Origin of the sequence: Rhizobium sp. HT1-10, from assembly GCF_049472505.1 — a bacterium.
GTDB lineage: Bacteria > Pseudomonadota > Alphaproteobacteria > Rhizobiales > Rhizobiaceae > Rhizobium.
In genome coordinates this window covers 121,591-147,636 of record NZ_JBCEBQ010000002.1, presented here as the reverse complement: position 1 = coordinate 147,636, position 26,046 = coordinate 121,591, and the positions used below count along the sequence as shown (strand labels likewise).

Genomic DNA, 26,046 nt, shown 5'->3' with positions numbered 1-26,046 from the left:
GGCAACGCAATCAGGCCGAGCTTGAAAAAGGCGGTGCGCGATGAGACGAACTCACCGGGCTTGCCGGCCCTCTGCGGCTGAATGGTCGCCCTGAAGCCCTGCACCCAGCCTCCGAGGCAAATTCGAGATCGCGCGCCCACCCTTTACCTAGGCAATCAGCATCTCATCCTCGATCGTCGGCGTGCGAAATTCGGCGTCCTCGTAGATAGCGTCAATAAGTTCTTGCGCATACTCAATGGCCGACTTCGAATCCGAAGGGGACAGGCGGATATCGTCACACTTGGACCGCATTGCCCGCTTGACCTCGGACAGGACGTGTTGAGCGGCGTGCTTATCGCCTTGTTGCAGGAGCATGCGGAGCGTCGTCGCTGCAACGACCTCCAAAACCGTAAGCTTGCCCTCGATTTCTCCCATCGATGGGATGGCGTGCGCGGCAACGCCGCCTTTACTGTCACGTTTCGCGTTGTACATTCTGGCCTCCTACTCCCCATGCTTTAGCATTCATCAGCGTCGTTTATCCCCGTCACCCACCGACCGTCAGTCGAGCATGGCAACAGGGGAGGGACCGGCCCCCCTCTTGATCGGCAATTTCTCTCCGTACAAGATGGCCGCCCAGGTGAGTATGACGCACATGATGGACACCCAAACGGCGTTGATGAGCGTGACTTTCGCCATATCTTTCTCCTTCAATAGTGTGAGCGGCGGCGACCGGAAACAGCGCATCGCTCCAGGCAGCAGAATGGGCTGGCAATGCGCCTTGGCAAGTTCTGCAGGAGCAGTCGCCGAGGCCTATGCCTCCAGATAAAGGTCAGGCGCTCGGCATGGTCTGCTGGTGGCGCGGACGACATCCGGTCCCAAACCCGCATATCCATCATCGCCGCCCTGTGCGCTCCGATGGGCACGGCGGTTTCCCGAGATAAATGTCTGAGTGGAAGACATGAAGTCCTCCTTCGATTGGGGCCAGGGTAACGCCCTTAAGCAGCAGCGCCCGTGAAATGGCTGCCGACGCCCGACTATGCTCGCTCGTCCCGCTGGTAGCAAGGGGATAGATCAATCCTTCATGCATCAAGCAATAGAGAAAACAGATCGACGGTGCGCTGAGACCGAAGGAAGGATGAACCGTCTCAGTTTAAGGAGATCGCTCGGCCGTAGCCGGACTCCTGCTTTTCCAGCCTCCAACCGCCCCATCCCTCAACCAACACAACCAGAGGGGCAACAAAATTTGATTTCTACATAATTCAAATAGTGTTCGACAAATGTCAATTCTCGTTATAGCCTTGTTATCGAGCATGGAGGAGGACGCCGTGCTGTGGTGAGGAAGATCCAAGTTATTCAACGCATTGATGCGAAGTCGTGCTTGTTGCTGCGCCCATGGGCAGCTCTGTAGATTCACGTTGTGGCTGCACAAAATGTGCAGCGCAGGCGCGAATATTCGGAAAGCAAGGGTCGACACCGATGACGCGAAGATTGGCGAAGCCGCTTGGGGGAGGAACTGACGATGAAGAATATGATGGCGGACCGGCAGCTCAATTTCCTGGCAGCTGCCAACCTGCTGGTGATAGCAGCAGCCGTTGCCTTTGCGGGCACGACTTTTATCAGCCTCTATAATTTCCAGTCCATGTCCGCCCAGGTCCCCGAACTCGGCTTGCTGGCACTTGGCGTCATGCTTGCCATGGTGTCGGGCAATGGCGGCATCGACCTGTCCGGCATCGCGCTTGCCAATCTTGCCGGCGTTACGTCCTATCTGCTGGTGCGCGACTGGGTGTCGTCAGATGATTCACCTATGCTTTTCTGCTGGGCATTCGCTGGCGTTTCAATCATCGTCGGCCTCGTCGGCGGCATGGTGAATGGCTATCTGATCGCCTTCGCCGGGCTGACGCCGATCATTGCCACGCTTGGCACGCAGATGTTCTTTACTGGTATCGCCGTGGCTTTCACCAACGGTTCGGCTCTCAGCATCGGCTATGTGGAGCCGCTTGACGATTTCGGAAACTCTCCGTTCCTGGGCGTGCCGCTCTGCTTCTCGCTATTTCTCGTGATCGCGCTCGCGATCGGTGTCGTCCTGCGCTTCAGTCCCTTCGGCTTGCGCCTCTATCTGATGGGCAGCAACGCCAAGGCGGCCCAATATGCTGGCATCGCCCGCAGGAAGATGCTGTTCCTGACCTATACGGCCTGCGGCGTGCTTGCCGGCATCGCCGGTATCGTCATCGCGGCGCGCACCTCAAGCGTGAAGTGGGACTATGGCACCTCCTATGTCCTGATCGCCATCCTGATCGTCGTCATGGCAGGTGTTCGGCCGGACGGCGGCTATGGGCGGATCATCTGCGTCGTGCTTTCGGCCACCGCGCTGCAGATGCTCGCCAGCCTGTTCAATTTCCTGGACATATCGAACTTCTTCCGCGACTGCGCTTGGGGCCTGCTGCTGTTGCTCTTCCTTGCCGTCTCGCGCTTCGATTTCGGATCTCTGTTTCCGAAACGGGCGTGACGTCAACCGTTGTTGCCGGCGGCATCGCCGTGCGGGCATCAACGCCAATCAAACGGGTAAAACAACCAAACTGAGGAAACGCTGATGTCATTAATTCGTAAGATTGCAGCCTGCACCGTCGCGGTTGGTGCCCTGTGCGCCGCTCAATCGCTGCTTGCCGCAGACACTCCCTCCATCGTCACCGTCGTCAAGGTTACCGGCGAGAACTGGTTTACCCGCATGGAACAGGGCGTGATCGCCTACGGAAAAGACAATCCGGGCGTGAAGACGAGCGAAATCGGCCCCGCCAAGGCTGACGCCGCCCAGCAGGGCCGGCTGATCGAGGATCTGGTCGCCAAGAAGGTCAGCGCCATCGCCGTCGTGCCGATGGACCCTTCCGCCATCGAGGGTGTTCTGAAACGCGCGCTGGACCGCGACATCAAGGTGATCTCGCATGAGGGTAGCAGCCTGAAGAACACGCTTGTCGACATGGAAGCGTTCGACAACGCTGCCTTTGGCGCCCATTTCGACGATCAGCTGGCAGATTGCATGGGCAAGAAGGGCAAGTGGACATCTTTCGTGGGATCGCTTGGCAGTCTCACCCATGTCGAATGGGCGGATGGCGGGGCCGCGAATGCCAAGGCCAAATATCCGGAAATGGAGCTCGTCTCGGCGAAGAACGAATCCTTCAACGACGCCAACAAGGCCTATGAAAAGGCGCGGGAAATCCTGCGCAAATATCCCGATATCAAGGGCTTCCAGGGTGGCTCGGCTATCGACGTCATCGGCATCGGCCGTGCGGTCGAAGAGGCCGGCCTTGTCGGCAAGGTCTGCGTCGTCGGTCTCGGCCTGCCGAAGGATACGGCCAAGTATCTCGAATCGGGTGCCGTCCAGAGCATCTCCTTCTGGGATCCGAAGGATGCTGGCTACGTCATGAACAAGATTGCCAACATGGTTATGGATGGCAAAGATATGACTGACGGCATGGATCTCGGCGTCAAGGGTTACAACAAGGTTTCCGTCAAGAAAGGCCCCGGCAAGGGCGTCATCGTGACGGGTCAAGCCTGGGTCGATGTGACCAAGGCCAATTACAAAGACTATCCGTTCTGATCCTTTAGACTTCGACAAGTGGGCTGGCGCAAAGCGCCGGCCCTATCGCAGACCACGCCTGGAACAAAAATATGTCTTTGCCAACTCAAGCCGATATTCCGCTCGCCGAAGGCCAGAATCCTTGCGTACCTTTTCTCGAGGTGCGAAATCTGCAGAAGCGATTTGGCGGCGTGAAGGCTCTGAAAGGGGTGAGCTTCACGATCGAGCGCGGCCGTACCTACCATCTGATGGGCGAAAACGGCTGTGGCAAGAGTACGCTGATCAAGATCATCTCAGGCGCGCAATCTGCAGACAGCGGCGAATTGATTATCAACGGCAAGCTCGAAAAGTCTCTTACGCCGATCGGTGCCTTGGCTGCCGGGATAGAAACGGTCTATCAGGACCTATCGCTGCTTCCCAATCTCAGCGTGGCCGAAAATGTCGCCCTGACACGGCAGTTGGTCGCGTCCGGCGGCAGTCTGGCCCGCCGGCTCGATCTCAAGGCTTTGAAGCAGACTGCCATCAGCGCGCTGGAGGCGGTGAACCTGCCGACCGACCCCGAGTTTCTGATCACGCCGGTCGAGGAGCTGCCGATCGCCACCCGACAGCTGATCGCAATTGCCCGGGCGATTGCCTCCCACGCCGGCCTTGTGATCATGGACGAGCCGACAACCGCCCTGACCCGCCGAGAAGTGGACAACCTGATCGACGTCGTCGGGAAGTTGCATGCGCAGGGCGTGTCGGTCTTGTTCGTCACTCACAAGCTGGAAGAATGCAAGGCGATCGGCGGCAGTGCGATCATCATGCGTGACGGCTTGAAGGTTGCCGAATGCGATGTGGCCGGGCAGACGAAGACGCAGTTCGGCTTTCTCATGACAGGCAAGAAGCTGGACGACAAGCGCTACCGGACCGCGCCGCATGGTGGCGAAGAGATACTCTCCATCAAAGCTCTCGGTCGCAGCGGCGGATTCAGCGATGTTTCCTTCACGCTCGCACGCGGCGAAATCCTGGGCCTGACGGGACTTCTTGACTCGGGCAGAAACGAGCTCGCCCTGGCACTGGCCGGCGTCGCGCCGGCCGATCGCGGGAGGATCACGCTTTCGGGCGCCGAGCTCATCCTGCGCAGTCCGACAGACGCAATCGAGGCGGGGATCGGCTATGTGCCGGAGGATCGTCTATCGGAAGGGCTTTTCCTTGAAAAGTCGATCCGGGAAAACATCATCGTCGCCGTGCTCGACCGACTGCGCGGGAAGCTCGGCCTCGTCAGTCGCGAACGCAGCCGTGCCTTGGCGCAGCAGACCATCGCAGATCTGCAGGTGGCGACGCCTGACATCGACAATCCGGTCATGTCGCTTTCCGGTGGCAACCAGCAGCGCGTCCTCATCGGCCGCTGGCTGACCATCAATCCGAAGTTACTCATCCTCCATGGTCCGACCGTGGGGGTCGACGTCGGGTCCAAGGACACGATCTTCCGGATCATTCAGAAGCTTGCGGCCGACGGCATGGGAGTGATCATCATCAGCGACGACCTGCCGGAACTCTTGCAGAATTGCGATCGGATTTCGGTCATGCGCAAAGGCGTCATTGCCGCCACCTTCGACGCAGAAACAGTCGAGGAAGAGGCGCTCTATCAGTCGATGATTTCAGAAGACGCACCGGAGTTACAGAAATGACCGGCATGATATCCCGTACCGCCGATCGCGACACGAAGGAGAACCTCGGTGCCCGTATCGGCCGGCTGTCGCTGCGCTATCCGCCGCTGGTGACGCTGGCCCTGATCATTCTCGTCTGCATCGTCGTGGGCAGCATCAACCCGTCTTTCTGGGAGGTGTCGAACCTATTCGACATGACGCGGTCCAGCGTCGTGCGCGGGCTGTTCGCGCTGGGTGTTCTGGTGGTGCTTGCGTCCGGTGGCTTGGATGTCTCCTTCACCGCGATAGCGGCTCTGGTGATGTACGCGATCACCATGCTGGTCACGGATTGGATGCCCAACATGCCTATCGCCGTCACTCTGGTGATTGCAGCGGCGGGCGGCGCATTGCTCGGTGCGGCCAATGGCGTCCTCGTGAGCCTCCTGAAGGCGCCGGCGCTGATCGTGACGATCGGCACTCAATATGTGATCCGCGGTTTTCTGCTGACATTCGTTGGAACGGCTCTGTTCATGAACATCCCGAACTCGATGGATGCCTTCGGAAAATATCCGTTGTTTCACTACACCGGTGCGAACGGCGCCGTCGCCACCCTTCCGGCCTATGTGCTCGTCTTGCTCGTGGCTGCGGTCGTGACCTGGTATCTGCTGAAGCGCACCCTGATGGGGCGCGCCATTTTCGCCGTTGGCGGCAGCCCGCATATCGCCGAGAGATTGGGTTACAGTTTGCGGACCGTGCGCATCTGCGTATTTGCCTATGCCGGCCTGCTGGCGGGGATTGCGGGGATCATGCATGTGGCAAGCAATCGTCTGGCCAATCCCTTCGACCTCGCCGGATCGGAACTAGAGGTCATTGCGGCCGTCATTCTCGGCGGCGCAAGGATAACCGGTGGTTCGGGATCCGTGATAGGCACGATGCTCGGCGTCATCCTCATTACGTTGGTCAACAATGTCCTGATCCTCGTCGGCATTCCCAGCACCTGGCAATTGGCGATCATCGGAGCCTTCATCATTTTGGCAGGCGTGCTGTTCTCTGTCGGCCGAAAGCGCTGAGAATTTGGGGGCGTGCAGGCGGCAGGCGGGACTGTGCGTCAAGTCTCGCTGTCATGTCTGTAAATCTGTCATCCGAATAAGTTGCCATGAGGTCAAACCCGGAGGCGATCATGGCAGCAACGCGCTCAGGCGGTCTGCTCGACTGAACGCGTCGCCTGGCTTGCGGGCGTCCGGTGCTTAACGTCTAATTTATGAACTAATGACAACTTGCGGAATGAGGCTTGAGCGCAGTTGTTCGGGAATACGGGAGTGGAATTTATGATCGACAGGTTGATGTCGCGTGTGCGGATTCAAACCAAAGTCTTGTTGCTTGTAACCCCCTTCATCCTTTGCATCTTCGCAGTGGGCCTCACCGGCATCTACGCATCGCGTCTTCTCGAGGGGAGGATGGAAGTTTCCAATGAGGTTCTTCAATCGTTGAGCGGATTCAAGAACGTCTTTTCCAGCATGACCTCCTTCCTGATGAAGCCCTCGCAAGAGACGCATGACAGCGCTGCAGCACAGGCGCACGACCAAATCGCACTGCTCAAGCAGACAGCGGACGGACTACGCGCAACGTCCGACGTCGCTCTGCTCGACCAGGCGCTCTCCGAAGCCGCGACAATTCCCGACAAGATCGAGGCCATATGGCAGCTGCAGTCGAACCAGGAGAAGATCTGGAACGACATCGTGGCCAACTCCGCCACCCTGCTTGACCTGCAGGGCCAAATTGGCAAGCGATCCTTCGGCGTCATGGCAACGGCGAAAATCAAGGATAATGCCAACAAGGCCGGGCTTAAGAACGCAGGCGCGATCAACGCGGCCGCCTTGAAGATCACCGCGCTCAGCGCAGACTACGCCAAAGCCTCGACGCCTGATACCAAGGCGGAAATCGCCCAAAAATATGCGGCTGAACTGACGGAAGCTCTTTCGCCGCTCGAAACGGCGATTTCGAAAGACCAGCCGACGGTGCTTGGCGATATCAAGGTCCAGCTGGATGCGCTCAACCAGGCGGCCAAGGCAAGTGATCCCACGCAGTCGGCCGCCAGTGCCGATATCGCGATGGCGGGCCTTGTCGCGGCCTCCGATAAGCTGAAATCGACAGCCAATGCGTTGATGCTCAGGTCCGTGCTCGATCTGGCGGCGTCCGATCAGGAGGTTTCCAAGGCCGAGGGAATCGGCAACAAGCTGCGCGCCATCGTCAACAGCAACAATGAAATTCGCGTGGTCTTTGCCGAGCTGGTGTCCAACCCCGACGAGGCGAGCGTCAAGAAGGTCCAGCAATCGATCTATATGTATGGGACCGAGGTCGGACGGCTGGCGGATCTCGTGAAGGACGACGCGACCTTCACCGAAATATCCGGCAAGTTCCAGCCCGTGCTCGACAAGCTCACCCAGGCCGCATCGGACATTGCCGCGAATTCGGTCGAGAAGCAGACGCAATTTGCAGCTGCCGCCGCGCAGATCGACAGCACCTGGAACCTGCTGTCGCAGTTTGCCGACAGCCAGAAGCACAATGCCGGGCTGGAGCGGAAGCAGGCCAATAGCGTTTCCATCGGCGCCATGGCGATCGGCGTGCTCATTGCCATGATCGCCGGTGGTGCTCTGGTACTGACGCTGAAGGGACCGATTGCCCAGATCACGGCTGCGATGCGCAGGATTGCAGAGGGCGTGCTCGAAACGTCGATTGCCGGGGAAAGCCGCGCCGACGAAGTCGGCGACATGGCTCGGGCGCTCACCGTCTTCAAGGATAATGCCATTTCCCGTCGGACCATGGAGAAGGAAGCCGAGGCCAACCGCGCCCTCTCCGAAGCCGAGCGCGCCAGAAACGAGGCCGATCGCCGCGAGGCCCGCCACCAGATAGACGCCGCGATCGAGGCCCTCGGACAGGCGCTGCGTCGGATGTCCAAGGGCGAATTGAATTTCGTAATCGAAACACCCTTCGCCCAGCATCTCGACGGCCTGCGCAAGGATTTCAATCACTCGATCGATGGATTGCGCAAGACGCTCGTCAACATCCGCAACACGTCCGAGGTCATACACGACAACGGCCAGCAGATGGCATCGGCTGTCAACGATCTCGCCATGCGCACCGAAAAGCAGGCTGCGGCGCTGGAAGAAACGGCGGCGGCCGTCGACGAGATTTCCTCGACCGTGTCCACGACGTCGGAGCGGTCCACCACCGCCCTCAATGTCGTTCACAACACCAAGCAGCGCGCCGAGGCTTCCGCTGAGATCGTCAAGAACGCGGTATCCGCCATGGGTCGCATCAAGGAGTCCTCAGAGAAGATATCGAGCATCGTCACGGTCATTGACGCGATTGCGTTCCAGACGAACTTGCTGGCGCTGAATGCCGGTGTCGAAGCAGCAAGGGCAGGGGATGCCGGCAAGGGCTTCGCGGTGGTTGCCCAGGAGGTTCGGGAGCTTGCCCAGCGGTCCGCCCAGGCCGCCAAGGAAATAGCCCAGCTGATCAGGACGTCCGTTGACGAAGTAGCGCTGGGCTCCGAATATGTCGGCGAGACGGGCAACGAGCTGATCGGCATTTCGCAGGAGATCATCGCGATCTTCGCGCAGATCGAGCTTATCGCTTCCTCGAGCAGCGATCAGGCGGGATCGCTGAAGTCAGTGACATCATCGATCAACGAGATCGACCGCATGACCCAGCAGAACGCCGCGATGGTGGAAGAGACCAACGCCGCGACCCGGCAGTTGTCGGACGAAACCATCACGCTCACGGAGCTGGTAGGCAATTTCAGCCTGGACCATGGCCGTGCGCTGAACGCGATGAGCCGCGCCGCCTAGGTTCTGAGGCTGTTTTGCTCTGATCGAAAATCGAGCGTGCAAGCTTGCCGACATCCCCAGGATGTCGGCAAAATCCATTTTTGAGCCAGGACCCGCAGTCCTTCAGCGCAGCTTGGCTCAGGCGAACTGCTTCGACCAATCCGCATACCAAGTCTGGAACAGCGCGAACTGCTTTTCGACGAAGCCTTTCTGGCTGTCGGACAGTTTATCCGTTTCGTTGAAGTGCAGCGTGAATTCCGGGTGGCCCGTCAGCACCAGCATATGCTTGTAATAGAGCACGAGGTCCGGGCCTTCGTCGAAGGAGGAGAGGACGGCAAGGGCTCCTTCCAGCTCCAGCGCGCGCTGCCGAGCATTGGCATCGCCGGCCGCTGCAGCTTCGCAGAGAGCGACCAGTTGCAGCACTTCCTTCGGCAACACATTGCCGATCCCGGTGATGGCGCCCGAAGCGCCGCAATTCACGAAGCCGTGGAACACTGCCGTGTCGACGCCGACCATCAAGGTAACGTCGTCATCGCGGCTGGTGATGTTTTCAGCGGCATAGCGCAGATCCGAAGGGCCACCGAACTCCTTGAAGCCGACAAGGTTCTTGTGTTCGCTGCGGAGGTCGAAAAATAGGTCGGCGCGGGTGGCAAAGCCGTAATAGGGGCTATTGTAGATGACCGCCGGCAGATCGGGCGCGGCCGACAGGATGGTCTTGAAATGGGCCCGCTGGGCGGAAACTGAGGTTCCGCGCGACAGGACCCGCGGGATCACCATCAGGCCATGGGCGCCGACGCGTTGCGCGTGGGCAGCGTGTTCGGCGGCGACCTTGGTGTTGACGGCGCCGGTTCCGACGATCACCCGGAGCCCGGCCTTGACGAGGCGTTCGACGCCTTCCATGCGCTGCGCGTCGGTCAGGAGCGGCCAGTCGCCCATCGATCCGCAATAGACGACTGCCGACATGCCGGCCTCCACCAGAGCCTTGCCGCGGCGGACAAGCCCATCGAAATCGGGGCTGCGGTCGGCATGGCAGGGTGTCATCAGCGCCGGAATACAGCCGGTAAAGATATTAGACGTCATCATCATCTCCAAAGGTGGCCAGCAGCATCCCCGCCGCGATGAGTTCTATGTATACAGTTTGTATTTTAAAGTCGACTGGTAATTTCGCGTTCGTCGGTTTTGATGGGGTCCGCCAAGCAACACCTCGACTTCCGTTCAAACATCCGCCGGCGGACCCTTCAGCATCGCGTCGGCCAGCTTGCGCATCAGCCGAACCATGTCATCGAACTCCTTCTCTTCCCATTCGCCAAACACGGCCCGGCCAATCCTTTCGCGGGCAGCATCGATCCTGTCAGTCAGTTGCTTGCCTTCAGGCGTAATGACTGCCTCGCGTATCCGCTTGTCCTTGGCGCCGGCGCTTCGCTCGATCAGCCCAAGGGCCTCCAGCTTTGCGACCTGTCGGCTGACCGTGGTGTAGTCACGACCGACCCGATCGGCGAGCTCCACAACCCCGATTGGCCCCACGCGCTGGATACCCACCAACAATGGGAACAACGCACGATCAAGCTTGATATCAGCCGCTCTGATGATGACTTCGTCTCTTTGCGGTTGGTTCATGACAGTGACGATGTCGATGAGCGAACCGTGCAACGCCTTCAGCTTCTCTGACATGTGTGTATTTTGCATGTTTTATTTGACTCGTATTCTGCGCAGGTATATGTGCATATTACACATATTTAATCGTTATGAAAGGAACTTCCAATGAAAGCCGCAATCGTCACCGGCCCGGGCGTCGCACCCATCTACGGAGACTTTGATCACCCTGAGCCCCAATCGGGCGAACAGAGGGTGCGGGTCAGCGCTGCCGCGCTCACCCATCTGACTCGCGGCAGGGCGTCGGGCAGTCACTATAGCGCCGATAATCAATTTCCATTTGTGCCGGGCGTGGACGGCGTTGGCCGTCTCGATGACGGAAGCCGGGTGTATTTCGCCATGCCCCGCATGCCTTTCGGCGGCATGGCGGAGCAAACATTCGTCGATCCCAGTCATTGCGTGCCGGTGCCCGACGATCTCGATGATGTCACGGCTGCCGCGCTTGCCAATCCCGGCATGTCCTCCTGGGCGGCATTACGCCATCGTGCACGCTTGCACCCGGGCGAGACGGTGTTGATCAATGGTGCGACGGGGGTTTCAGGACGGCTTGCCGTGGCGATCGCGAGGCATCTGGGGGCAGGGCGGATCATTGCGACCGGGCGCAACCTGGCTACCTTGGAAAGTCTCAAGGATCTCGGTGCGGATGCCACGATCCCGCTTACCGGAGGCGAGACCGAAAGCCATCTCCGGAAGCATTTCTCGGACGGCGTGGACGTGGTTCTCGACTACCTCTGGGGTGAAAGCGCGCGCAGCATCCTGCTTGCGGGTGCAAAGTTCGGGCCGGATGGCCGAGCAATCCGCTTTGTGCAGATCGGCTCGATGGCTGGCGGCGACATCGCACTACCGGCCGCAGCCTTGCGCTCGTCCGCGATCGAGTTGATGGGTAGCGGCATTGGTTCGGTGTCGCTGCCAAATCTCCTCGGCTCAATCGGCGAAATGCTTGCGGCGGCGCGTACAGCCGGCCTTGCGATCACAACCGAGGCCGTTCCACTTTCCGATGTCGAAGAGGCTTGGAGCAAGGATGACCGCGACGGGCGCATCGTCTTTACGCTCCCTCATCCGGAATATTGAGTATCTCGCCACATGCCTTGCAATGAACCGCGTCCGCATCGTGCCGTTGAAGGCCGCATCGGTGGCATGAATAAGTCATCTTGTAGGGCCGAACCACGGCTTGGGCCAGGCGGACGAACAGCGAAATACCGACGATCATGGTGACCACGGAAGTGAGCTTGCCGACCGTGCCGGGCAGAGTGATATCGCCAAAACCAGTCGTGGTGACCGTCGCGACGGTAAAATAAAGGGCATCGACAAATCCCTCGCCGCCATCGCGGTGGTAGAAGAACGAGGTGTAGACGAATCCCGTGATCAGAAACAGGAAGACAAGGAAGTTAATGACGGCGCGCACGACATCGCGGAGATGGGCATAGCCCGCCATGCGGAGCGCTTCCCGAAGCAACGGACTTCTTCCGATCGCCCATAATCGCATGACCCGGAGGAACGCGAAGTTGAAAAGCACATCCGGCAACAGCAGGGTGCCGAGGATGATGAAGTCGATCCATGTCATCGGGCGAAGGATCCACTGTCGCAACGACGGCGAAGCGATTGCGCGCGCCGTCGTTTCGGCGGCTATCCAGAGCGCGATAGCGTAATCGATGACAAGATATGACGGGCTGGTGCGAAGGTATGGTCCGAGGACGAAGAAAGCCAGGATGGCAATATCGATTATCGCCAGAACCGATTGGATGATGAACGGTCCGCGCCCTTCGACCCTCTCGAGCCTCCGCAGTTCGGTCCTAAGGCTTTTCCGATTGCCGCGCGCCGGATTGGTTTCGATCTTGCTCATCATGCCGGAGATAGGCGCTCGATAAGCTCCATCAAGCATTGGAAAAAATACTTCATGGAACAATATCGATCGCGGCATCGGCGCCGAGCGTGCTCAACGCCGGCCGCGACCCAATGCGAAAGGCGCTTGCGGTGCAGTTTTGCCTTTTGCTGCAAGGGCATTCAACGTGCCGAAGGGAAGATCGCCTAACGGCCACGACGAAAGAAGCAATGTCCGCGGCAGAGCCGGCCGCGTTAATCTGCAAACGAGAAAGCGCCGGTCTGCTGACCCATCGTGCCCGCGGTGTTTTCGAAATCGAAAAACCTCTGCGTCACCAGAGCAGCCGCCCCCCGCGCCCAGGAATCATCCTCCCAGTCGGGAAGCAGGGGCGGGGGAGCCCTGAACGAATGGGCCTGGAGAGCTGCACGAATTTCATCGAGGAATACGTCGCCAAGGGTGACGGCCTCTCCGCCCACGACGATGACTTCAGGGTCCGTGACGTTGATCAGATTGGTAAGACAACGACCGATGGAGCGCCCAGCCTCCCGCACCAGAGCCGTCACGGCGGGGTTGCCGGTGGACAGGTGACCTTGCATCCAGACAGCATCGACAGGCCCATCGGCGATGCCCGAGGCGCGCAGCGATGCAGAAAGGGATGGAAGGGAATAGTAGGCCATCAGGCAGCCGCGCTTGCCACATTCGCAAAGGCGACCGTCCTCCTCGATCAAGGTATGTCCAAATTTCCCGGCTGCCCCATGGGCACCGCGATAGAGCTTGCCATCGACGACCATGGCGCAGCTGATACCAACGCCGACGGCCAGGACCGCCATGTTTTTGTGTTGTCGACCGAGCCCGAAAAGCTGCTGCGCGATGGCATAGGCATTGGTATCGTCTTCCAGCCAGACGGGCACCTTGACGACCGCGGCCAGCATCGCGGCAAGGGGTACATTGTCCCAGTCAAACCGGTGGCTCCTGACGCAAATTGCCTGGTCGTTGTCGATCACGCCGGGCACGGAAATCCCGATCCCCGCTAGCTTTGCCTGGGGACAGGCCGCCGCTTTCAGGAGTTCGGGCACCGCATCCGCCAGCGTCCCGATGATCCGGGCAGGATCGGTGCCCTCGAAGGAGAGCCGCATCGAGGCCAGCGGATTTGTCGCGAGGTCGGTGACGACGCACTCGACAGCACCGGCCATGAGCTTGAAACCGATCGCCAGGCCATTGGCATAGTTGATGGAAATGGGAATGGGCCGGCGGCCTGACGTGCCTGCGACCGTACGGCCTTCCAAGACGTGGCCTTCCTCAATCAGATCGCTGACGACGAATGTGACGGCTGCCGGACTAAGGCCAGTACGAGCGGCAATCTCGGCCCGGCTCTTGGCTCCCTCCTGCCGCAGCAGATTGAGAATGAGCCGTCTGTTGATGGCACGCGAAGTGCCCTGGTCCCCCTTCAGCTGCACGCGCCACCTTTCTTAATTTTGTAAATTAATTATTGCAGCCCCTCGGAACATATGCATAACTTTGCTTGCCGAGCAACATCCGGTTCGCGCGGACGAGATCAGTTAGAAGACCAGATACCGTAACTTATGCAGACCGCGCCTTACAGCGCGCCGTTGGTCCAGCGGTATTCGGGCAATGTAGGCGCGGCCGAGGAGGGTGGCGCAGGCATCGTCGCTGAGGAACGAATAGAGCGGACAGGGAGGAGATCATATGACTTTCGACAGGCGTGGAAAGACATCGGGCCGGCGCAACTGTCTCAAGGCGGCAGGCCGTCGCCCGTAACCGTTCCCTCGAAACCTACGGCTGCGCGCTCGTTGCCTCGAGGTGACCATCGGCCCGCAGCACCGCCAGCGCGGCCTTTGCCTTTGAAAGGACCATATCCATGAACACCACCGATAAGATCCGCTGGGGAATCCTCGGGCCCGGCGCCATCGCGCAGGACTTCTTTGCCGGCGTCGCGCAGTCGGAGACCGGTCGCGTGACGGCAATCGGCACGCGCAATCCGCAAAAGCCCGGCCTCGCGGAGCGTTTTCCGGGAACCCGAATCGTCGACGGCTATGACGCTCTCCTCGCCGATCCGGAAATCGATGCGATCTATATCTCCACACCCCATCCAAGCCACGCCGAATGGGCCATCAAGGCGGCGGAACACGGCAAGCATGTTCTGTGCGAAAAGCCGATGGGGCTGTCCGCTGCCGAGGCGGAAGCGATGCAGGAAGCCTCGCGCCAGGCCGGCACATTTCTCGGCGAAGCCTATATGTACCGCCTCCACCCCCTGACGCTGAAGCTCGTCGAATTGCTGCAGGCCAAGACCATCGGCGACATCAGGCTGATCAAATCCAGCTTCGGCTTTGCCAAGCTGCCGTTCGATCCGGAGCATCGGCTGCTGTCCAACGCGCGTGCCGGCGGCGGCATTCTGGATGTCGGCGGCTATCCCGTGTCGATGGCGCGGCTGATCGCCGGCGCGCAGACAGGCGGCGTCATGGAACCGGATAAGCTTTTTGCCGTGGGCCATCTCGGCGAGACCGGCGTCGACGAATGGACATCGGCGGTTCTGCATTTTCCAAGCGGAGCGATTGCCGAACTCTCCTGCTCGGTGTCCCTGGAGCAGGACAACGTGCTGCGCATCTTCGGCACCGAAGGCCGCATCGAGATCGACCAGTTCTGGTCTGCCGGCGGCAAGTCGGGCGGCACAGCGACCATCCGCGTCTTTGCCGCCGACGGCACCCGGCAGGAGATCTCCGTCTTCGAGCCACGCCACATCTACAGCTTCGAGGTCGACGCCGCGGGCGCGGCGATCCGGGCGGGACAGAGCGAATTTACCTATCCCGGCATGACCCGCGCCGATACCCTCGGAAACCTGCGCGCGATGGACAGTTGGCGGGCGGCAATCGGCCTGGAATACGCAATCGAAACGCCCGCGCTGCGAACCCACACCTTGCGCGGCACGCCCCTTGCCGCCGGAAAGAACCAGATAAGGCGCGGCCGCATCGCCAACCTGCCCAAGGAAATGTCGATGGCCGCCCTCGGCCTGATGGAATTCTCGACCTTCTCCGGCGCCTCGATCGTGCTCGATGCCTTCTTCGAGGCAGGCGGCAATCTCGTCGATTCCGCATTCGGCTACAATGGCGGCCTGCAGGATAGGCTGATCGGCGACTGGATCGCCAGCCGCGGGGTGCGCGACCAGATGGTGGTCATTGAAAAAGGTGTGCACACGCCCCTCTGCTACCCTGATGTCATCGGCAAGCAGTTGACCGCCAGCCTGGAGCGGCTGAAGAGCGACTATGTCGACATCTATTTCATGCATCGCGACAATCCGGATATCCCGGTCGGCGAGTTCGTCGATGCGATGGATGCGGAAGTCAAAGCGGGTCGCATCCGCGGGCCGTTCGGCGGCTCCAACTGGACCCGAGAACGCATGGACGAGGCAATTGCCTATGCCGAGCGGACCGGAAAGACGAAGCCGAGCGTCCTTTCCAACAATTTCGCGCTCGCCGACATGATTCAACCCGTCTGGGACGGCTGCATCGCCTGCTCCAGCGCGGAATGGATGGAGTGGCTGCAAAGCCGGGCGGTGACCAACTTTGCCTGGTCGAGCCAGGCGCGGGGTTTCTTCACCGATCGGGCGGGCAGGGACAAGTTCACGGACCCCGAACTTGTGCGGTCGTGGTATTCCGACGCCAATTTCGATCGACGGGACCGGGCCGAGCAGATTGCCAGGAAGCAGGGCAAGGACACGATCCAGGTGGCACTTGCCTATGTCCTTAACCAGGCTTGGCCGGTCGTCCCGCTCATCGGCCCTCGGTCCCTCTACGAGCTCAACCACAGCCTCGCCGCCTTCGACGTTAAACTCGACGCCGAAGAGGTCAAATGGCTCGCCCGAGGCTAGCGACACCTGGGATGCCCAGGCATGTAGCCAAATATCTGGGCATCGAGCGCTGGAGTGCAACGCTCAACCTCAACACCAAGGAAGTGCATTCGCAGTTCGGAGGCTGACATGCAAGCCGATGTCCGACATGCACAAAATGCCAAGAGCGGCACCGTGTCTTGCTGCAACGTTAAAAAAACACGCTGTGCGCTGCCTTCAAGCGAGATCGCGCAGCCCAAATGATGGTCCGTCACACCAACAACGCGCCAGAGGTGCTTGTCGAGCTGAAGCCTAACCAGGCGGCCGCTCTCGGTATGGTCGGCGGCGCTCCCTGACAACTACTCAACCATTGCTGCGGATCCGTTGCCCGTCGGCATCGAACAAGCGCGCATCCGCCGGATCGAACGTTACCGAAATCGTCTCCCCCACTTTTGGCGCCGGGCCCCGACCGCCCTGGACGACCAGCGACACGCCCGGTTGAAGCTGCCCGTAGAGGTAGGTCGCACCACCCAGGAATTCTGTAAAGTCGACGCTAAGACTGAGCCCCTGTTCGTTGTCGCGGGTCGGGCGCAGATGTTCCGGTCGAATACCGAACTGCAATTCGCGGTTTGCCGGCAAGCCAGCAGGCACGGCGAACGGCAAGCGCTGGCCGCCGATCAAAAGCGACCCGGCCTCGCAGCTCGCCGGCAGGACGTTCATCTTGGGGCTGCCGATGAAACCGGCCACGAACAAATTGTCGGGATCGTTGTAGAGGTCGAACGGGGAGCCGATCTGTTCGATGCGGCCCGCCCGGAGGACAACGATCTTGTCGGCCAGCGTCATGGCTTCGGTCTGGTCGTGCGTGACGTAGATCATCGTGTTGCCGAGTTGCTTGTGCAGCCGGGCGATCTCGATGCGCATGCCCACCCGCAATTCGGCATCGAGGTTGGACAGCGGCTCGTCGAACAGGAAGACCTTCGGGTCGCGCACGATGGCGCGGCCGATGGCGACACGCTGGCGCTGGCCGCCGGAGAGCTGTCCCGGTCGGCGATCGAGCAGAGGGGAAAGATGGAGGATTTCGGCCGCTGCCTGCACCATGTCGGCGACTTCCCTCTTCGGCCGATGCGCCATGCGCAGGCCGAATCCCATGTTCTGGGCGACGGTCATGTGCGGGTAGAGCGCATAGGACTGGAACACCATGGCGATGCCGCGATCCGAGGGATCGGCCTCCGTCACATCGCGTCCACCGATCAGGATCTCGCCCCGGCTCGTCTCCTCAAGTCCGGCGATCAGCCGCAGCAGCGTCGACTTTCCACAGCCGGACGGTCCGACGAACACGACGAACTCGCCGGCCGCGATGGAAAGGTCGATGTCGTGAATGACGTCGACGGCGCCGAAGCTTTTCGAAACCCCCTTCAGCTCGACGCCACTGGTCTGCGCCGAAAGCGTCGACGCCACCCTCCTGTCCATCGCATTCATTGACCGCCCTCCGTCCGGATCCAGACCAGCATCTCTCCGGCTGCGCGATTGTCCCACACATGATACGGCACCGCACGGATTTCCGTCTCCTCCCGGTGCGGCGTTTCCGTCGTGTAGAGCTGTTCGCCAGAGGCCACTTCGCGCAGTCCGGTCGTCACAAGCGCCGGGATGCCGCCAAGTGCGGTGACGGGTTCGCAGCGGAAGCTGCTTTTCGGCTGCAACACCAGGGAGTTCAGGTCAGCGCCGTTGTCAACGCCCTCGAGGCAATAGACCAACGGGCCGCGCTGGAGGGTGACACGCCCCTGATCGATACCTGCCTTCGGGTGCGCGTGGAGCCGCTGCACCGGCATCTCGAGATCGAGCTCCACCACATCGCCCGGCTGCCAGCGGCGCGATAGCCTCGCATAGCCCTTCTGCTCGACGGCGGCTGGCTCCACCGGCTCGCCGTTGACACGGATCGTTGCGCCCGGTGACCAGGCCGGAAGGCGCAGGGAAAGGGTGAACTCGGCTGGCTGTTGCGGCTCCAGGGTCAGCCTGACGGCGCCATCCAGGGGATAAGCGGTTTCCTGGCGGATCCTGACTGGCGTACCCGCCGTTTCCAGATCGGCAATGCCCTCGCAGTAAAGGTGCACGGCGATTTCGTCTTCCGCCGCGCCATACATGTAGGTGCCGACGGACGCCACCAGCCGGGCGATGTTCGGCGGGCAGCAGGGGCAGCGATGCCAGGTCCAGCGATGGTGCTTGCCGCGGCTTTCCAGGGGATTGTCATAGAAGAACTGGGTGCCGTCGAGCGAGAGGCCGACCAGCGCGCCGTTGTAGAGCGCCCGCTCCATCACATCGGCATAGGCGCGATCGGGACCCAGTCCCAGCATGCGGTTGGCCCAGAAGACCAGCGCCACGGCCGCGCAGGTCTCGGCATAGGCCGTTTCGTTCGGCAGGTCATAGTCGAAGGTCAGGCCCTCGTTGTGGGCGGAGGGGCCGAAACCGCCGGTGACATAGAGGTTCTTTTCCGTAAGGTTGGCCCAGATCGCCTCCAGCGCCGGTTTCAGGCTGTCGTCGCCGAACTCGGTCGAAACATCGGCCATCCCGGAATAGAGATAAGCGGCACGTACGGCGTGGCCAACCACCTGGCGCTGTTCGCGCACCGGCACATGGCTTTGCGAGTACTCGTACGTCGCGAAATGATAATCGGCCGGATCCCGGCCCCGTGCGCGGGCTTCGCGGTCGTAATAGTGTTCGCCGTCGGGCCGCTGGCCACGCTCGTTGACGAAGAAACGGGCAAGCTCGAGATAGCGTTGCTCGCCGGTGGCGCGCCCGAGCTTGATGAGCGCAAGTTCGATTTCGGGATGTCCGCAATAGCCTGGCTTCTGGTCTTTTCCGGGCCCGAAGATCGTGGCGATATGATCGGCGTAGCGCGCCATGATATCCAGGAATTTGCGCTTGCCGGTGACGTGATAATAGGCAACGGCTCCCTCCATCAGGTGGCCGGCGTCATAGAGCTCATGGCAATCGCGCATGTTGGTCCAGCGCTTGCCGGGCTCGATCCGTTGGTACCAGGAATTCAGGTAGCCATTTTCGTCCTGCAGCCGGCCATAAGCATCGACGATTTCGTCGATCCGGGCCTCGAGCGCGGCATCCTTCTTGTGCAGCAGCCCGTAGGCGGCGGCCTCGATGCTCTTGCCGAAATCGGAATCCCAGAACATCTGGGTGCTGACGGTATCGTTGCCCTGCTGGTAGGGAATGCGCAGTCCGGGGTTCGGCCGGTCCGGATCGACCTGGTCCAACATGCCCGCTTCGATGCAGCGGTCGAGCAGGGTGTGGGCAGTGGCAGTCGCGATGGTTTCGATGCGGGGGCCGAAGAAGCCGCCGACGCGCACCTGATGGACGGCCGGTGGGCGGAACTTGGCATTCTGGCGGATCGTGTCGACGGCAGGAGAAGGCAGGCTCATGATGTAGGTCCTCAGTTGAATTGGTAGTGCGCCTACTTCACCGCGCCGGCCGTCAGGCCGCGGATGTAGTAGCGCTGGAGAGCGAGAAAGAGCAGCAGGCAGGGGATCATCATGACGGTGACGCCGGCCTGCACGGCGCCCCAGTCGACGGAGCCGTAATGGCCGGAGCGGACGGCCGTGACGAGCACCGGTAGCGTGTAGCGGTCCTGGTCGGTCAACAGCACCAGCGCCGCAAGGAACTCGTTCCAGGCATTGAGGAAGGCGAAAAGGCCGACAGAAACGACACCCGGGAAGACCAGCGGTCCCATCACATAGATGAGCGACCGCAGTCCCTTCACGCCGTCGATGCGCGCCGCCTCCTCGATCTCCTTCGGCACCGCGTCGAAGGCATTTCGCATCATGAAGACGGAGAAGGGCAGCTGCAGCGTGACATAGATGAGGACGAGACCGCTCAACGTATTCTGCAGCCCGAGCTTTGCGAGGATCAGGAACAGCGGTGTCAGGATGGATTGAAACGGCACCATGATCGTCGACAGAATAAGGACAAAGGCCACCGACTTGAACGGAAAGCGGAAGCGCGAGAACCCGTAGCCGGCAAAGACCGAGACCACGACGGTGAGAATGGCCGTGGCGACGGCGACGAACAGGCTGTTGCCGGCGTAATGCAGGATGCCGGCGCCAAAATCCTCGAGCCGCCCGTAGTTGCCGAAGCCAAGGCCCTGGACCGAGAGCAGCCCCTGTCCCGCCATCGCAGGCGGCCGGAAAGACGCGAGCAGCACCAGCGCAATCGGCGCTAGAAACAGCAGTGCGACGAGCAGGCCGGTGACGTGAAACAGCACCCTGTAGAGCCGAGCATTGCCGCGCCTGCGCGCCGGCGCCGACGTTGTTACGGGAAGCGTCGCGGTCATCGTCATCGTGCGGTCTCCTTGTCACCGAGAAGCCGCAGCTGGATCACGCTCAGCACCACCAGGATGGCGAGCAGCACCATCGACAGCGCCGCCCCATAGCCGAGACGGAAGGACACGAAGGACTGGCTGAAAATCCAGTAAACCGCGGTGATCGTCTTGTTCTGCGGCCCGCCGGCAAGAATGATGTAGAACTGGTCGAAGGCGAGCATGGAGCCGGACACGCACAGGATAAGCGCAAGGGCAAAGGGACGGCGCACCAGCGGCAGCGTTATGAAGCGGAACCGCTGCAGCGCGCTTGCGCCGTCGATCCGGGCCGCCTCCGTGAAGTCGGCCGGAATGGAGTGCAGCCCGCTCATGAGGATGACCATGTAGAAACCCGCCATCTTCCAGATCACCATGGCGGTGACCGACCAGAAGGCGGGCGCAAAGGTGGCGAGCAGGTTCAGGCGGCCGTCCGTCAACCCCAGCGCCTCGGCGAGCGGCGAAAAAAGTCCGCTGTCGACATTCGACAACCAGCTCCACAGCAGGCTCGCCGAAGCAAAGCCGATTACAACAGGCAGAAAGAACGCGGTACGATAGAAGCCGGCGAAGGGGCGCGGCTTCTCCACCAGGAGGGCGAGCGCAAATCCCACCAGCATGAGCCCGATCGTGGCGGCGATGGTGTAGCGGATGGTGAAGGCGAGCGCGTTCCAGAAATTGTTGTCGTTCCAGAGCGCCTTGTAGTTGGCAAAGCCGATCCAGCGCGGCACGCCGATCAGCGGCCAGTTGTGCAACGACATCCACGCGGTCATGCCGAGAGGCACCAGGAAGAACACGAGGACCAGCGCCAGCGCCGGGGCCACGTACAGAAGTCCCATCCAGTCGCGACGCGGCTTGCGCAGCGGGCGCAGGGAGGCATTGGGCGCGCCGCCTGGCGTCGCCGGGGTGTTGACTGACATTGATCTAGTCCTCCGCTGATATCCGTGTGGCGGAGCATTGCCGCTCCGCCTCTCAAGGAATGAGCCCTCAGGGCGCGGTGTCGACGATCGACTGCATGGCACTCTGCGCGGCCTGGATCGCCGGTTCGATCGCATCCGGCCCGCCGAAGAAGGCCGTGTTCAGCATGGTGATCCATGGGCCGTTGGCAGAGTTGATGAGATCGTTGAAGACCGTGGAGTAGGGCGTCCGGCCCTTGGCCATCGCGTCTGCAGCAATCAGATAGCGTGAATCGAGGCCGTCAAGCGCTTCCTTGGCGATATCGCTGCGGATTGGCAGCGAACCGTTGCGGGCAAGCAGCTTCTGGCCATCGAGCGAATAGGAAAACTCGAGGAACGCCTTCACCGCCTCCATCTTCTTCGTCCCCTTGGAGACGACGAAATTGTCACCACCGGCAAAGGAGGAGGAGCCGCCGTCCTTGCCGGGAAGTGGGGTAACGCCGTATTCGAGATCTGGACTCTGCGAGGCCAATGCACCAATCGCAAATGAGCCAGAGGGGGTGATTCCGATCTTGCCGGTGGCAAAGGCGGAGAAGAAGTTGGCGCCCGTATCGGTCTGCGCTCCCGCCGGGATCAGCTTGTCCTTTGCCATGCCCTGGTAGAAGGCGATCGCATCCCGCATTTGCGGCGTATCCAGAGTCACTTTGCGGCCATCGGCGGAGAAGATGTCGCCGCCCGACGCCCATATCAGCGGCGTGAAGGTGAAGATGTTGCAGCCGCCGCAATTGCCGGAGAAATAGAAGCCTTTGATGTCGCCGCCGAGCGCATTGACCTTCTCTGCGTCCGTGCGGATTTCCGCCCAGGTCGTCGGTCCCTTGTCCGGGTCGAGACCCGCCTGCTTGAACAGCTTCTTGTTCCAGATGAGCACCGAGCCATCGGCAGAGAACGGCACGCCGTAGATGCGGTCGTTGTAGGTCCCCACAGACATATGCGCCTTCGACAGGGCGTTGAAGTAGGGCAGGGACTTGGCGAAATCCGTGAGATCTTCCAACTGACCCGCCGCGGCGAAGGCGGGCGTGTAGATCAGGTCGAGCGAAAGGGCATCCGGCGCCGTGCCGCCTGCAGCTGCCACGGCGTATTTCTGCACCAGCTCGTTGACCGGCACGATCTGCAGATCCGCGTGATGCTCCTTCTGGCTGTTGTTGAAGGCATCGACGAGCTTCGGCATGAAGGTCGAGCTGTCCGATCGCGTCCAGAGCGTGAACGTGTCCGCGCTGGCGGATAGCGGCAGTGCAAGAGCAGCGGCAACAAGGCCACTGAGACCCAAAATCCATTTATGCATTTCATTACCCTCCCATTTTGCACCCGGTTTCGGGTGCGGTTAAATCCTATTCAGTCGACGGCTCCTCCGAACCGCACGATTGCCGTACTTTCAAACGACATGGGAGACGGCGCTGTCCGGCCTCCACCGGCTTGCCGTCGATAAGGTCCAGGAGCGTCAGGCCAGCTAACCGTCCCAGCTCCTTCAAAGCCATATCCACCGTGGTCAGCGGCGGACGCGTTGCCGTCGCAAAAATTTCCCAGTTATCGAAGCCGACGACAGCGATGTCTTCCGGCACCCGAACCCCGGCAAGCGTCAGGGCGTCGATCAGGCCTCGGGCGATCTGGTCGTTGCCGCAAAACACGGCATCGGGCCGCTCGGCTTCGGGATCGGCAATCAGGCGCTGCGCGCTTTCGTAACCGAAGCCTTCCGACCACTCTCCGGACAGCGCCGCTCCAAAGCAGGGCAGAGCCGCTTCGGAAAGCGCGCGCAGCCAACCCTTTTCCCTGAGGCCGACGGCGCCGAAGCTGCGCGGACCCGTCACATGCGCAATGCGCCTGCGGCCAAGGCTGACAAGATGCGCGACCGCCGCATAGGCACCGCCCTCATCGTCCGGCACGAAACCGATGGCGCCCGGAGGGCAGGCCGCATTGACGTAGACGACGGGCATGTGGACGGCGGGAAGATCGACCGGCAGGACACGGTCGATGCGCTTTCCGGAGACGACCAGCCCATCGACGCGCTTGTCCTCCATCGCTTCCAGATTGAGCCGCACGCGCTCGGGGTCGTCGTCAATGGCGCACAGGAAGACCGATACCCCGCGATCGGCCATCGCAGCCGAGAGGCCCGCGGCGATCGGCAAGGTAAAGCGGCCATAAGTGTCGTTGGTCAGGAGACCAAGGGTGAACGAGCGCTGGTGGACTAGCGCACGGGCCATGGCGTTCGGCCGGAAACCCAGTTTTTGCGCGATATCCTGTATGCGTTTCCGGGTTTCATCCGTCATACGTCCGCGCGCGTTTAGAGCCTTGGAAGCAGTGGAAACAGATACGTTCGCAGCGAGCGCAACATCCTTGATGGTGATGCGTGCGGCGACCTCCGCACGGTCACCGGACAAACCCGTCACGCCTGTTCTATTCTCGTTCAACACCACTGCACGTCCATAACTTCAACATGAAAAACCGTTTTCTCATCTTAGGAAAACCCTTTTCTCAGCCTTCGTCAAGCGATTTCTGTACACTCGAGCTGACGCAGGATGTGAGACCCTTCGGTAATCCTTGATTTGTCGGAGGCGCTGTTGCACGAACTATGCTGTGGCAGAAACACTCAGGAAACGAGCGTGGCGCATCGCGGGAAGGTACGTGGCGAGATCAGCAGGATCATCCCCCCGGCGTCGGAAATAATTCCCCAAACCTGGCTTCAGTACCAGATCACATGGCGTCCCGAGGCGCTTTTCCGCAGGTGAAGGTCAATCTCGCGGGCGGCGTCGGCAAGTGCCACCTTGTCAGGCTTCATCCCAGACAAGGCGTTGTGCACTTCCTCGCCTAAGATGCGCTCTATCGCGGTATATTGCGGGATGTTCGGTCTTTGCCATGTGTGCAGCAGGTTTTTCTTTGCAAGTTGGTCCACGAACCTGACAATTGGTGAGCTTGCGGCGGCCTCGGGGTCTGCGCTGACCGAAAAGCGGGGCGCAATCGGAAAGCCATTCTTGACATGTGCCTTCATCGCTTCCCGCGATGCCATCCAAGCTATGGCATCGGCGGCCAATTCCACCCTTTCCTCAGGCAGATTCGTCGGAATGCAGAACAGGAAGCCGCCTATCGGCGAGGCGCGCGTGCCGCCGGGGCCGGAGGGCTGGGGTAGATATTCCACCCGCCGCTTGACGACGGATTGCACGTCATATTCAAAACGCGCCGTTCGCATCGTCCAGAAATAGCCGAGGCTCGCCTTTCCCTTCATGAAGACGTCGAGTGTGCGGTCCCAGGCCATGTTCAGGATATCGGGCGGCGAGACCTCAATGAGGCGCCGCATGAAATCCAGCGCTGCCAGGCCGGCGTCCGAGGATATCGTGCAGTGCAACTGCTCGAGGTCCACCCCCTCAAGCGTGAAGCCGGCGCGTGTTTTGCGCAAGGAAATGGCCGGCTGTCCGCAGGCGCCGAGAAAGAACATGAAGCTCGATGCGATCGGCATGCCACGCGCGCCATCCCAGACTGCGCCGTACATGCCATGGGAAGGCGAGTGAAAATGGCGTCCTGCGGCAATCACATCTTCGAAATTACGCGGGAAGTCCAGGCCGGCGTCTGCAAACAGATCTCTCCGGGCGGCAAGGATCTCAACGGTGCAATATCCCGGAACGCCGTAATCCTTGCCGTCCCATTTGGCCGTCGACCAAATGGACGGATGAAAATCCAGCGGGTTGATTCCCGTCTTCTGGATCAAGGCATCGATCGGCCGGATGACGTCCTTTTCGACAAACTCTCCGAGCCAGGGAATGTTGATGGCGATGACATCGTAATTCGAGACGGCGCTGTTTCGGTTCTCCAAGACCCGGTTGTAAAGATCGGGTAGCGGCAGAAGGTCAAAACTTTTGCGGGAGGCAAGGTTGTTTCGAAAGTCAGCCCACATGTTGCGCATAGCTGAGAAATAGTTGTCGTCGTTCAGCAAAAAACGGAGCTCGATCTGGGATTCCGCTCGTTTTTGCACCAGTCGCATCGGCGGAATGATTTGCGAACCGAGCGGCGTACCGCCGAAGTAATAGTCATCTTCCTGCTCGCCGCTTCTAAGGCCCAGCGTCTGGGCCAACAACGACTTCGTCTTTCCCGCGTAGGCTTGAAAGGATTTCAGCAGTTGGTCGCTCGGTTGCAGGGCAAAGCTCTTGCCGGTCTGACCCTTCGCCACCTTAACTATATAGCCGCTGTCGATCAGGCGGTTGATCAGTCGCATCGATGTTGCGTAAGGGATACCGGATTCCTGCCCGAGCGTCGAAATCGAGACCGTCTGGCTGTGAATATGCGACTTGATGAGGAAGGTCACGATCCTCCAGACAGGGTCCTCGTCGAAATCGCCGACCACGTCCTGGAAGGGCCGCCTGGTCCTTTCCAGAAACTCTATCACCCGCAGCATCTCATATTCGTTCACGTCGGCC

General features: G+C 60.6%; 20 protein-coding genes. 7 read left to right on the top strand and 13 right to left on the bottom strand.

Going from position 1 to position 26,046, the window contains the following annotated elements; translation table 11 throughout:
• Window positions 1–147: 147 nt before the first annotated feature.
• Together VH564_RS05800 and VH564_RS05795 are read right to left on the bottom strand one after the other, a co-directional pair.
• On the bottom strand, window positions 148–471 hold the full coding sequence (locus VH564_RS05800; RefSeq protein WP_423338867.1) for a hypothetical protein: 324 nt from the start codon (window positions 469–471) through the stop codon (window positions 148–150).
• Window positions 472–537: 66 nt separating this feature from the next.
• Complete coding sequence (locus VH564_RS05795; RefSeq protein ID WP_423338866.1) at window positions 538–675, bottom strand: hypothetical protein; 138 nt, start codon at window positions 673–675, stop codon at window positions 538–540.
• 823 nt (window positions 676–1,498) lie between these two features.
• Here VH564_RS05795 and VH564_RS05790 point away from each other — a divergent pair.
• From VH564_RS05790 to VH564_RS05770, 5 genes are all read left to right on the top strand, one after another.
• Window positions 1,499–2,485, top strand: coding sequence for an ABC transporter permease (locus tag VH564_RS05790; protein WP_423338865.1), 987 nt, complete (start codon window positions 1,499–1,501; stop codon window positions 2,483–2,485).
• 84 nt (window positions 2,486–2,569) lie between these two features.
• Window positions 2,570–3,574 (top strand): autoinducer 2 ABC transporter substrate-binding protein, encoded by a 1,005-nt coding sequence (locus VH564_RS05785; protein ID WP_423338864.1) that lies wholly within the window; start codon window positions 2,570–2,572, stop codon window positions 3,572–3,574.
• Window positions 3,575–3,645: 71 nt separating this feature from the next.
• Window positions 3,646–5,226 carry a sugar ABC transporter ATP-binding protein gene (locus VH564_RS05780; protein WP_423338863.1) on the top strand — a complete coding sequence of 527 codons (1,581 nt, stop codon included), beginning with the start codon at window positions 3,646–3,648 and terminating at the stop codon, window positions 5,224–5,226.
• On the top strand, window positions 5,223–6,254 hold the full coding sequence (locus VH564_RS05775; protein WP_423338862.1) for an ABC transporter permease: 1,032 nt from the start codon (window positions 5,223–5,225) through the stop codon (window positions 6,252–6,254). The genes VH564_RS05780 and VH564_RS05775 overlap by 4 nt, the downstream gene beginning before the upstream one ends.
• Window positions 6,255–6,512: 258 nt before the next feature.
• A complete protein-coding gene (locus VH564_RS05770; RefSeq protein ID WP_423338861.1) occupies window positions 6,513–9,035 on the top strand; it encodes a methyl-accepting chemotaxis protein in 2,523 nt (840 codons plus the stop codon).
• Between the two features lie 117 nt (window positions 9,036–9,152).
• Here VH564_RS05770 and VH564_RS05765 read toward each other — a convergent pair whose 3' ends face one another.
• Together VH564_RS05765 and VH564_RS05760 are read right to left on the bottom strand one after the other, a co-directional pair.
• Window positions 9,153–10,094 carry a dihydrodipicolinate synthase family protein gene (locus VH564_RS05765; RefSeq protein ID WP_423338860.1) on the bottom strand — a complete coding sequence of 314 codons (942 nt, stop codon included), beginning with the start codon at window positions 10,092–10,094 and terminating at the stop codon, window positions 9,153–9,155.
• A gap of 135 nt (window positions 10,095–10,229) precedes the next feature.
• Window positions 10,230–10,685 carry a MarR family winged helix-turn-helix transcriptional regulator gene (locus tag VH564_RS05760; RefSeq protein WP_423338859.1) on the bottom strand — a complete coding sequence of 152 codons (456 nt, stop codon included), beginning with the start codon at window positions 10,683–10,685 and terminating at the stop codon, window positions 10,230–10,232.
• A 90-nt stretch (window positions 10,686–10,775) separates the two neighbouring features.
• Between VH564_RS05760 and VH564_RS05755 the strand changes: the two genes are divergently transcribed.
• Window positions 10,776–11,738 carry a quinone oxidoreductase family protein gene (locus tag VH564_RS05755; protein WP_423338858.1) on the top strand — a complete coding sequence of 321 codons (963 nt, stop codon included), beginning with the start codon at window positions 10,776–10,778 and terminating at the stop codon, window positions 11,736–11,738.
• On the opposite strand, the gene VH564_RS05750 is transcribed toward VH564_RS05755, so the two are convergent.
• Both VH564_RS05750 and VH564_RS05745 read right to left on the bottom strand, forming a co-directional pair.
• On the bottom strand, window positions 11,713–12,510 hold the full coding sequence (locus tag VH564_RS05750; protein WP_423338857.1) for a potassium channel family protein: 798 nt from the start codon (window positions 12,508–12,510) through the stop codon (window positions 11,713–11,715). The two genes, VH564_RS05755 and VH564_RS05750, sit on opposite strands and share 26 nt — an antisense overlap.
• A gap of 233 nt (window positions 12,511–12,743) precedes the next feature.
• On the bottom strand, window positions 12,744–13,946 hold the full coding sequence (locus tag VH564_RS05745) for an ROK family protein (protein WP_423338856.1): 1,203 nt from the start codon (window positions 13,944–13,946) through the stop codon (window positions 12,744–12,746).
• 422 nt (window positions 13,947–14,368) lie between these two features.
• Between VH564_RS05745 and VH564_RS05740 the strand changes: the two genes are divergently transcribed.
• The gene (locus tag VH564_RS05740) at window positions 14,369–16,375 is read left to right on the top strand and encodes an aldo/keto reductase (protein WP_423338855.1); all 2,007 of its coding nucleotides are present in this window, start codon (window positions 14,369–14,371) and stop codon (window positions 16,373–16,375) included.
• Between the two features lie 321 nt (window positions 16,376–16,696).
• On the opposite strand, the gene VH564_RS05735 is transcribed toward VH564_RS05740, so the two are convergent.
• The 7 genes from VH564_RS05735 to VH564_RS05705 all read right to left on the bottom strand — a co-directional run bounded on the left by VH564_RS05735 (window position 16,697) and on the right by VH564_RS05705 (window position 26,039).
• On the bottom strand, window positions 16,697–17,803 hold the full coding sequence (locus tag VH564_RS05735; protein WP_423339383.1) for an ABC transporter ATP-binding protein: 1,107 nt from the start codon (window positions 17,801–17,803) through the stop codon (window positions 16,697–16,699).
• 5 nt (window positions 17,804–17,808) lie between these two features.
• Entirely contained in the window at window positions 17,809–19,761 is a 1,953-nt protein-coding gene (locus VH564_RS05730; RefSeq protein WP_423338854.1) for a glycoside hydrolase family 127 protein, read from the bottom strand.
• A gap of 32 nt (window positions 19,762–19,793) precedes the next feature.
• A complete protein-coding gene (locus VH564_RS05725) occupies window positions 19,794–20,669 on the bottom strand; it encodes a carbohydrate ABC transporter permease (protein WP_423339382.1) in 876 nt (291 codons plus the stop codon).
• Between the two features lie 2 nt (window positions 20,670–20,671).
• A complete protein-coding gene (locus tag VH564_RS05720; protein WP_423338853.1) occupies window positions 20,672–21,607 on the bottom strand; it encodes a carbohydrate ABC transporter permease in 936 nt (311 codons plus the stop codon).
• Between the two features lie 67 nt (window positions 21,608–21,674).
• The gene (locus tag VH564_RS05715; RefSeq protein WP_423338852.1) at window positions 21,675–22,925 is read right to left on the bottom strand and encodes an ABC transporter substrate-binding protein; all 1,251 of its coding nucleotides are present in this window, start codon (window positions 22,923–22,925) and stop codon (window positions 21,675–21,677) included.
• Window positions 22,926–22,971: 46 nt separating this feature from the next.
• Window positions 22,972–24,027 (bottom strand): LacI family DNA-binding transcriptional regulator, encoded by a 1,056-nt coding sequence (locus VH564_RS05710; protein WP_423338851.1) that lies wholly within the window; start codon window positions 24,025–24,027, stop codon window positions 22,972–22,974.
• 293 nt (window positions 24,028–24,320) lie between these two features.
• A complete protein-coding gene (locus VH564_RS05705; RefSeq protein WP_423338850.1) occupies window positions 24,321–26,039 on the bottom strand; it encodes an extracellular solute-binding protein in 1,719 nt (572 codons plus the stop codon).
• Between the last annotated feature and the right edge of the window lie 7 nt (window positions 26,040–26,046).